This is a genomic window from Xanthobacter sp. BG11Y11_SDJG (assembly GCF_057364445.1).
The window spans coordinates 1-7,674 of record NZ_JBNFNU010000194.1 but is presented as its reverse complement, the minus strand read 5'-3'; the positions used below and the strand labels follow the sequence as shown (position 1 = coordinate 7,674).

7 protein-coding genes and 1 pseudogene are annotated in these 7,674 nt (G+C 68.5%); 6 read left to right on the top strand and 2 right to left on the bottom strand.

The window, feature by feature from the left end; translation table 11 throughout:
* On the bottom strand, window positions 1-763 hold a 763-nt coding region (locus AC2W7M_RS15435), incomplete at its 3' end, for a sterol desaturase family protein (RefSeq protein ID WP_486133113.1).
* A gap of 365 nt (window positions 764-1,128) precedes the next feature.
* On the opposite strand from AC2W7M_RS15435, the gene AC2W7M_RS15430 reads away from it, so the two are divergent.
* From AC2W7M_RS15430 to AC2W7M_RS15405, 6 genes and pseudogenes are all read left to right on the top strand, one after another.
* Window positions 1,129-2,403, top strand: a complete 1,275-nt coding sequence (locus AC2W7M_RS15430) for an ABC transporter substrate-binding protein (RefSeq protein WP_486133112.1) — start codon at window positions 1,129-1,131, stop codon at window positions 2,401-2,403.
* Between the two features lie 12 nt (window positions 2,404-2,415).
* Window positions 2,416-3,195: pseudogene (locus tag AC2W7M_RS15425) on the top strand (branched-chain amino acid ABC transporter permease); the annotation flags it as partial.
* A gap of 97 nt (window positions 3,196-3,292) precedes the next feature.
* A complete protein-coding gene (locus tag AC2W7M_RS15420) occupies window positions 3,293-4,306 on the top strand; it encodes a branched-chain amino acid ABC transporter permease (protein ID WP_486133111.1) in 1,014 nt (337 codons plus the stop codon).
* A 2-nt stretch (window positions 4,307-4,308) separates the two neighbouring features.
* Window positions 4,309-5,130, top strand: coding sequence for an ABC transporter ATP-binding protein (locus AC2W7M_RS15415; protein ID WP_486133114.1), 822 nt, complete (start codon window positions 4,309-4,311; stop codon window positions 5,128-5,130).
* Complete coding sequence (locus AC2W7M_RS15410; protein ID WP_486133110.1) at window positions 5,124-5,846, top strand: ABC transporter ATP-binding protein; 723 nt, start codon at window positions 5,124-5,126, stop codon at window positions 5,844-5,846. The genes AC2W7M_RS15415 and AC2W7M_RS15410 overlap by 7 nt, the downstream gene beginning before the upstream one ends.
* Before the next feature lie 19 nt (window positions 5,847-5,865).
* Window positions 5,866-6,975, top strand: coding sequence for a Zn-dependent alcohol dehydrogenase (locus AC2W7M_RS15405; RefSeq protein WP_486133109.1), 1,110 nt, complete (start codon window positions 5,866-5,868; stop codon window positions 6,973-6,975).
* A 36-nt stretch (window positions 6,976-7,011) separates the two neighbouring features.
* On the opposite strand, the gene AC2W7M_RS15400 is transcribed toward AC2W7M_RS15405, so the two are convergent.
* A partial coding sequence (locus AC2W7M_RS15400; protein WP_486133108.1) for a GntR family transcriptional regulator occupies window positions 7,012-7,674 on the bottom strand: 663 nt, incomplete at its 5' end.

Here is a 7,674-nt window from a genome sequence, read left to right as displayed (position 1 = left end):
GCGCCGGGCGTGGCGTGCGCGCCACCTTGCGCATGTCCGACTTCACGAAGCGCGTGTCGTAGCCGTTGAACAGGTGTCCGATCAGGCCGCGGTTGAGGTCCGAGGTGCCGAACAGCCAGTCCATGATGGGGAAAGTGAGATTCATGTTCCGCTCCATCATGATGGACTGGTTGTGATGGGCGGCGTGGTGGCGGCGGATGGTGTTGATGAACGGCACGTTCCGGACGAACCAGTTCTCGTCGATATGCGTGCAGAAGTGCATGAACTCGTAGAGCAGATAGACCGAGGTGGTGGTGGCGATGAACAGCCAGCCCACGTTCGCCGACATCAGCCAGCCGAAGACGATCGCGCCGGGGATCGACATCAGCGTGAAGGTCACCAGCGCATAGGGCGGGAAGAAGGTGACGCGCCAGTCATGGTGATCGGCGAAGCGCATCTCCTCCTCGGTGAAGAACTGGTGGTGCATCAAGGTGTGGCGGTTGTAGACCGCGCGGAACAGCGGGACGCGCGAGGGCCGGTGCATCACATAGCGGTGCAGCCACCACTCGAAGAAATTGCAGAACAGGAACACCACCGGGACGGTCAGCCACTCCCACCAGCGGATGTCGTGCATGTTGGCGCGGTAGATGTACAGCGCCGTGAAGCCGATGGTGTAGATGATGAGGATGTGGAGCCATCCATTGTACCAGCCGGTGACGCGCTCGCGGTAGGTGGCGCGGTACTTTCTCTGGCGATCGGTCATGGCGCTGCGGGTTAATTCCATCGCTCGTCTCCCTGAAACGACCCGGCCGCCTCCGTCGGCGGACCGCAGTCCCGTTCGTCGCAGCCCCGCGCCGCCGCCGCCAGGCGGGAGCGCGAGGCCTTATGCGGACAACTAATATGTCAGATACACATCACATGCAAGCGGCTCCGTGTTGCGGCCGCCGGTCCGGCGGAACGGTGGCGATGTCCGGCGCATGAGTCCACATAACGCTCTGTTATTGCGTATATTTAGACCCCTCGCCTAGCGGCAGCCCTCGTTGAGATATGATCTAAATCAAATTCCAGCTTGAAGACATTCATGATGCATATTATTGATATGTCAGATCCAACGACGGGCACTTAGACCCGCGAGGGGAGGACGCCAAAATGAACCTGTCTCGCCGCACCGTGATGCGGGGGATCGGCGCTGCCGGTCTTGCCGTTGCCGCTCCCGGGGTGTTCTCCCCGGCCATCGCCCAGGCCAAGCCGGTGCGGGTGGGCATCCTCGCGCCGCGCTCCGGCGCCATGGGCACGGTGGGCGAATGCGGCATCCGCGCGGTGCAGTGGGCGGCCGAGCGCATCAACAAGGATGGCGGCATTGCCGGCCGCCCCCTCGAACTGGTGTTCGAGGAGGAGACCTCGCCCAAGGACACGATCGAGCGGTTCCGCCGCCTCGCCTTGCAGGAGAAGGTGGACTGCGTCCAGGGCCTGATCTCCACCGGCGTCTCGCTCGGCGTCGCCCCGGTGGCGGAGGAGGAGCAGGCCCTGCTCATCATGTGGGACGGCACCACCCAGGACGGCGTGAAGGAGGCCATGCCCAAGTCGCGCTACGTCTTCCGCTCCACCGACAACGAATGCGAGGCGGTGATGGCCTCGCTCCTCGCCATCAAGTACTTCAATGGCAAGATCAAGCGCATCGCCGGCATCAATCCGGACTATTCCTACGGCCGCAACAATTGGGAGGCCTTCCGGCAGATCCTCGCCCGCGCCGGCGTCGAGGTGGAGGTGGTGGCCGAGCAATGGCCGAAGGTCGGCACCATGGACCTGACCTCCCACGTCGCCGCGCTGAAGGCGGCGAAGCCCGACTTCATCTTCTCCTCCATGCTGTTCGCCGATCTGCCGGTGTTCATGAAGCAGGGCTCCGCCGCCGGCCTGTTCGAGGGCGTGAACCTCGCTTTGCCCGCCGCCGGCTGGCAGATCAACCAGCTGAAGAAGGACTTCATGCCCGAGAACATCGTGTTCGGGCACAACACGCTCTACTTCGCCTTGCCCAATGCGTCGGCGCTCCAGAAGGCGTTCGTGGACGACTATATGGGCCGCTACAAGGAGGCCCCGCACTGGGAAGCCGACCGCGCCTATTTCGCCCTCGCCGCCTACAAGGCCGGCGTCGAGGCGGCCAACAAGGCCGTCGGCCGCTGGCCCAAGCTCGACGAGATCATCGACTCGATCCCCAAGCAGAAGGTGGAGAGCCTCGGCGGGCCGGGCCAGTTCCGCGCCGACAAGATCGCCGAGCAGACCTTCTACCAGGGCCTGTCCACCAACCAGAATTCCTATGACTTCCCGACGCTCAAGACGGTGGACAGCTTCACGGCCGAGCAGCTTCAGAAGCCTCCGGGCATGGACTTCTGGGAGTGGCTGAAGACGTCGAAGCTCCCCGTCTGAGGAGGGCGCGGCGTGACCGTCTTCGTCGATGTGCTCCTCGGCGGCGTGTTCCACGCCGCCATCCTCTTCCTCGTCGCCGCCGGCCTCCAGCTCGTGTTCGGCGTGCAGAAGATCGTCAACCTGGCCTGCGGCTCCTTCTACGCGCTCGGGGCCTATTTCGGCATCACCGCCGTGGGGGTCGCCAGCGCGGTGGGCGTGCCCGCCGTCCTGGTGCTGCCGGTGCTGGTGCTCTCGGGCCTGCTGATCGGCCTCGTCGGCCTGCCGGTGGAGCGCGTGCTGCGCACCGTCTACCGGCGCGACGAGAGCTACCAGCTGCTGCTCACCTTCGGGCTGCTGCTGATGTTCCAGGACGCGTTCCGCTTCCTCTGGGGCGCCACGCCGCGCACCCTGGACAATGCCTATCTCGCCTACGGCACCGCCGACATCCTCGGCGCACGGGTGCCCACCTACAACCTTCTGGTGATCGCCTGCTCCATCGCCATCGCGGCGGGGCTCGGCGCCTTCCTCCAGAAGACCCGCACCGGCCGCATCATCCGCGCCACCGCCGAGAACCGCGACATGAGCGAGGGGCTCGGGGTGAATTCCTCCTCGGTGTTCGCCGCCGTGTTCACGGTGGGCTGCATGCTCGGCACCGTGGGCGGCGCGCTGGTGGTGCCGGCCTCCGCCTCCTCGCTGGAGATGGCGGTGGAACTGGTGGTGGAGGCGTTCGCCGTGGTGGTGATCGGCGGCCTCGGCTCCATGCGCGGCGCGCTGGCGGGCGCCCTCGTGGTGGGCCTGATCCGCGCGGTGGCGATCATGGTGCTGCCGGAGGCGGAAATTCTCTCCATCTACCTGGTCGTCATCGCCGTGCTCATCCTGCGGCGGCCGGCCTGTTCGGAACGGCAACCGCATGAGCACTCCCTCCGTGCGCACTGCCGCGCAGCCCGCGGCGGCGGCGGGCCTGCGATGGCCGTCCGGGCTCGCCGCCTTCCTGGTCATCGTGGTGGCCATGGCGGGCCTGCCGCTGGTGGCCTCCACCTACATGCTGACCCTGATGGTGCCGTTCTTCGGCTTCGCCATCGCCTTGCTCGGCTTCAACCTCCTGTTCGGCTACACCGGGCTGCTGTCGTTCGGCCACGCCATGTTCCTCGGCATCGGCGCCTATGCTGCGGCGGTGATGACCTCGAAGCTGGGGGTCCAATCGCTGGAGCTGATCCTGCTGGTCGCGGTCGCCGCGGCGGTGGTCATCGCCGTGCCGGTGGGCTTCCTGTGCGTGCGCTACACGCGCATCTTCTTCGGCATGCTGACGCTGGCGTTCGGCATGCTGTTCCACTCCATCCTGTTCAAGTTCTACGGGCTCACCGGCGGCGACCAGGGCATGCGGGTGATGCGCCCACTGCTGTTCGGCATGGAGTTCGAGGGCGGCAAGACCGCCTTCATCACCGGGCCGTTCTATTATTACGCCCTGGGCCTGCTCACCCTGCTCGGCTTCGTCATGTGGCGCATCGTGCGCTCGCCGTTCGGGCTGCACCTCACGGCGATCCGCGAGAACGCGCAGAAGGCGGCCTATCTCGGCGTCACCGTCCAGCGCATGCGGCTCGCGGCCTATGTCATCTCCGGCGTCTACGGCGCCATCGGCGGGGTGATTCTCGCCGTCACCATCGGCCTCGCCGACCCGGAGATCGTCTATTGGACGCAGTCCGGCAACCTCGTCTTCATGGCGGTTCTGGGCGGCACCGGCGCCTTTGCCGGGCCGGTGGTGGGCGGGCTCGCCTTCGTTCTGCTGCAGGACACGGTGATGGCCGCGACCCAGTATTGGCGCTTCGTGATGGGCGCCGTCCTGGTGCTCATCGTCATCTTCTTCCCGCGGGGGATCGCCGGCCTGTTCGGCGACGCCCTCGCCCGCCTCAAGCGCGGGAGCTGACCATGGCGTCGCACGCCCTCCTCGCCGCCCACCAGGTCTCCAAGAGCTACGGCGACTTCCACGCGCTGCGGAACGTCAGCGTGCACGTGGACGACGGCGAATTCATCTCCATCGTCGGCCCCAACGGCGCCGGCAAGTCCACCCTCGTCAACGTGCTCACCGGCCTTCTGAAGCCGACGGCGGGTCACGTCCATTTCCGCGGGCAGGACATCGCCGGCATCGGCCCGGTGGAGCTTTCGCGCCGCGGCATGGCGCGCGGCTTCCAGCTAGTCAACATCTTCCCCGCCCTCACGGTGCGCGAGACGCTGGCGGTCGCGGCGGCCTCGCGGCTCGGGCGCATCGCCAACCCGTTCCGCAGCCTCGCCGCCGACCGCGAGATCCGCGCCGCGGTGGAGGAGGTGGCCGACATCTTCGGCCTGCGCCACCGGCTGGAGCAGCAGGCCTCCGCCCTCTCCCAGGGCGAGAAGAAGCTGCTGGACGTCGCCAGCGCCTTCACCCTCAAGCCCGAACTGATCCTCGTCGACGAGCCGACCTCGGGCGTCTCCACCGGCGACAAGCACACCATCATGGAGCTGCTGGTGGCCGCCGCCCGCAAGGCCGGCGTGCGCGCCATCATCCAGGTCGAGCACGACATGGACCTCGTGGCCCGCTACTCGGACCGCATCGTCGCGCTCCAGGCCGGCAGCGTGCTGGCGGACGAGAAGCCGCAGACCTTCTTCAAGGACCCGGCGCTGATCGCCGCCGTGGTGGGCACGCGCCCGCCGAAGATGGCCACGAAAGACGCCGCCGCGAAGGCCGACGTTCAGGAGACCCGCCCATGCTGAGCATTTCCGGCCTCAAGGTGGACATCGCCGGCAGCCGCGTGCTCTCCGGCATCGACCTCGCCGTGGAGCCGGGCGAACTGGTCGCCCTGATCGGCCGCAACGGCGCCGGCAAGTCCACCACCTTCCGCTCCATCCTCGGCTATCGCCGGCCCGTCGCCGGCACCATCCGCTTCAAGGGGGTGGACCTGGTCGGCCGGGCGCCGCACGAGATCGCGCGCCTGGGCATCGGCTTCTCGCCCGAGGAATCGGAAGTCTTCGCCGATCTGACGGTGGAGGAGAACATCGCCTTGCCCACCTGGACGCGGCGCTCGCGCCTGTCCTCGGCCGAGCGGGTGGAGCGCTCGCTCACCGTCTTCCCCAAGCTGCGGCAATATCTGCACCGCGGGGGCGCCCAGCTCTCCGGCGGCGAGCGCAAGATGGTGTCGGTGGCGCGGGCGCTGGCCCTCGACCCCAGCCTGCTGCTGCTCGATGAGCCGTTCGAGGGCCTGTCGCCCGCCATCATCCCGGTGATCTCGGAGGGCATCGCCTCCATCCGCTCCATGGGCGAGGCAGTGCTGATGGCGGAATCCAACGTGCACCATTTGCCGGACTATGTGGACCGGCTCTACGTGATCGAGCGCGGCGAGATGATCTTCGCCGGCACGCTCGCCGAGGCCAAGCGCGACAAGGCGGTGATGCGCGTCATCGCCGGCGAGATCGAGCTCGAGCACGCCTGACGCCGGGAACCCGCGACCGATGCCCCTCACCTACCGTGCCGCGGTGCTGCATGCGCCGCAGACCCCGCTTGCCGTCGAGACGGTGGAAGCCGCCCCGCTCGGCCCCGCCGACGTGCTGGTGCGGATCAAGGCCGCCGGCCTCTGCCACACCGATCTGGAGGTGATCGAGGGCGGCCTCGTCTATCCCATGCCCATCGTGCTCGGCCACGAGGCGGCGGGCATCGTGGAAGAGGTGGGGCGGCAGGCGAAGGGCGTGGGCAAGGGCGACCATGTGGTGCTCTCCTGGAACCCCCATTGCGGCCACTGCTTCTATTGCGACCGGTCGCTGCCCATCCTGTGCGAGGGCTATCTCGCCGAGGGGCCGAAAGCGCGCGCCTTCGACGGCGCCGCCAAGGCGCGGCTCGCCGACGGGCGGGCACTGGGCAATCTCATGTTCCTGGGCGCTTTCGGCGAATACTGCATCGTCGCCGACCAGCAGGCGGTGCTGGTGCCGAAGGCGCTGCCGTTCGAGGAGGCCTGCCTGATCGGCTGCGGGATCATGACCGGGGTGGGCGCGGCGCTGAACGTGGCGCACATCGGGGCGAGCGACACGGTGCTCGTCATCGGCTGCGGCGCGGTGGGGCTCGCGGCGGTGCAGGGGGCGCGGCTCGCCGGCGCCGAGACCATCCTCGCCGCCGACCTCGACGACGCCAAGCTCGCCTTGGCGCGGACCATGGGCGCCACCCACACGGTGAACGCCCGCACCGGCGACGTGGTGGAAGCGGCGCGCGCCCTTAGCGGCGGGCGCGGCGCCGACGTGGTGCTGGAATCCGCCGGCAGCGCCATCGCCTTCCGCGCCACCGTGGAGGCGGTGCGGCCCGGCGGCGAGGTGATCTGGCTCGGCAAGATCGACGTGTCCAAGGACGTGTCGTTCCGCTGGGGCGCGCTGATGGGCGAGAAGCGCATCCGCCGATCGTCCTATGGCGGCGCGCGGCCGGCGCGGGACTTTCCCTTCCTCGCCCGCGCCGCGCTGGCCGGGCGGCTGGACCTCAAGGGCCTGATCTCCCGGCGCATCGCGCTGGAGGACATCAATGACGGCTTCGCGGCGCTGAAGGCGGGCGAGACCATCCGCAGCGTGGTGGTGTTCTGACGCTGCCCCTTCCCGTGTGCGGGAGACGGCCGCGCCTCACGCATCCAGCGTCTTGCGCGCGAAGTCCTCGATATAGTCCACGAGGCTCGCCGCCGCGGCCTCGGCCTGCTTGGGGTCGCGGCTCGCCACCGCCTCGGCCACCTCCGCATGGAGGCGGGCGGCCAGCGGCAGGTCCGCCACCTCCTTGTAGTGCTGGTACCAGAACCGGCGCGAGAGCGCGTTCATGAGGCCCATGGAGCGCACCGCGAACTCGTTGCGCGAGGCCTGCGCCATCAGCACGTTGAAGCGCCGGTCGAGGCGCATGAAGGCGAGGTCGTCCTCGACCTCGGCCGCCTTGCGCATGGCGGCGGCGATCTCGGCGAACTGCGCCCGCTCCTCGGGCGTCGCCCGCTCGGCGGCGAGGCCCGCCATGAGCTTCTCGATCACCCGGCGCAGCTCCAGGAGGCGGAGCTGGGTGCGCAGGTTGATCTCGGAGACCAGCACGCCGCGCCGCGGCAGCACCACCACCAGCCCGTCCCGCGCCAGGCGCTGCAGCGCCTCGCGGATCGGCGTGCGGCCGATGCGCAGGCGCTCCGCCAGCGCCAGCTCCGACAGGACCGCGCCCGGCGGCAGCTGCAGCGTCGCGATCAGCTCCTCGAGAAATGTGATAGGCGCGGTCGTGAGGCTGCCGTCCTCGGCCGGCTCCGAAGCGGCGGGCGC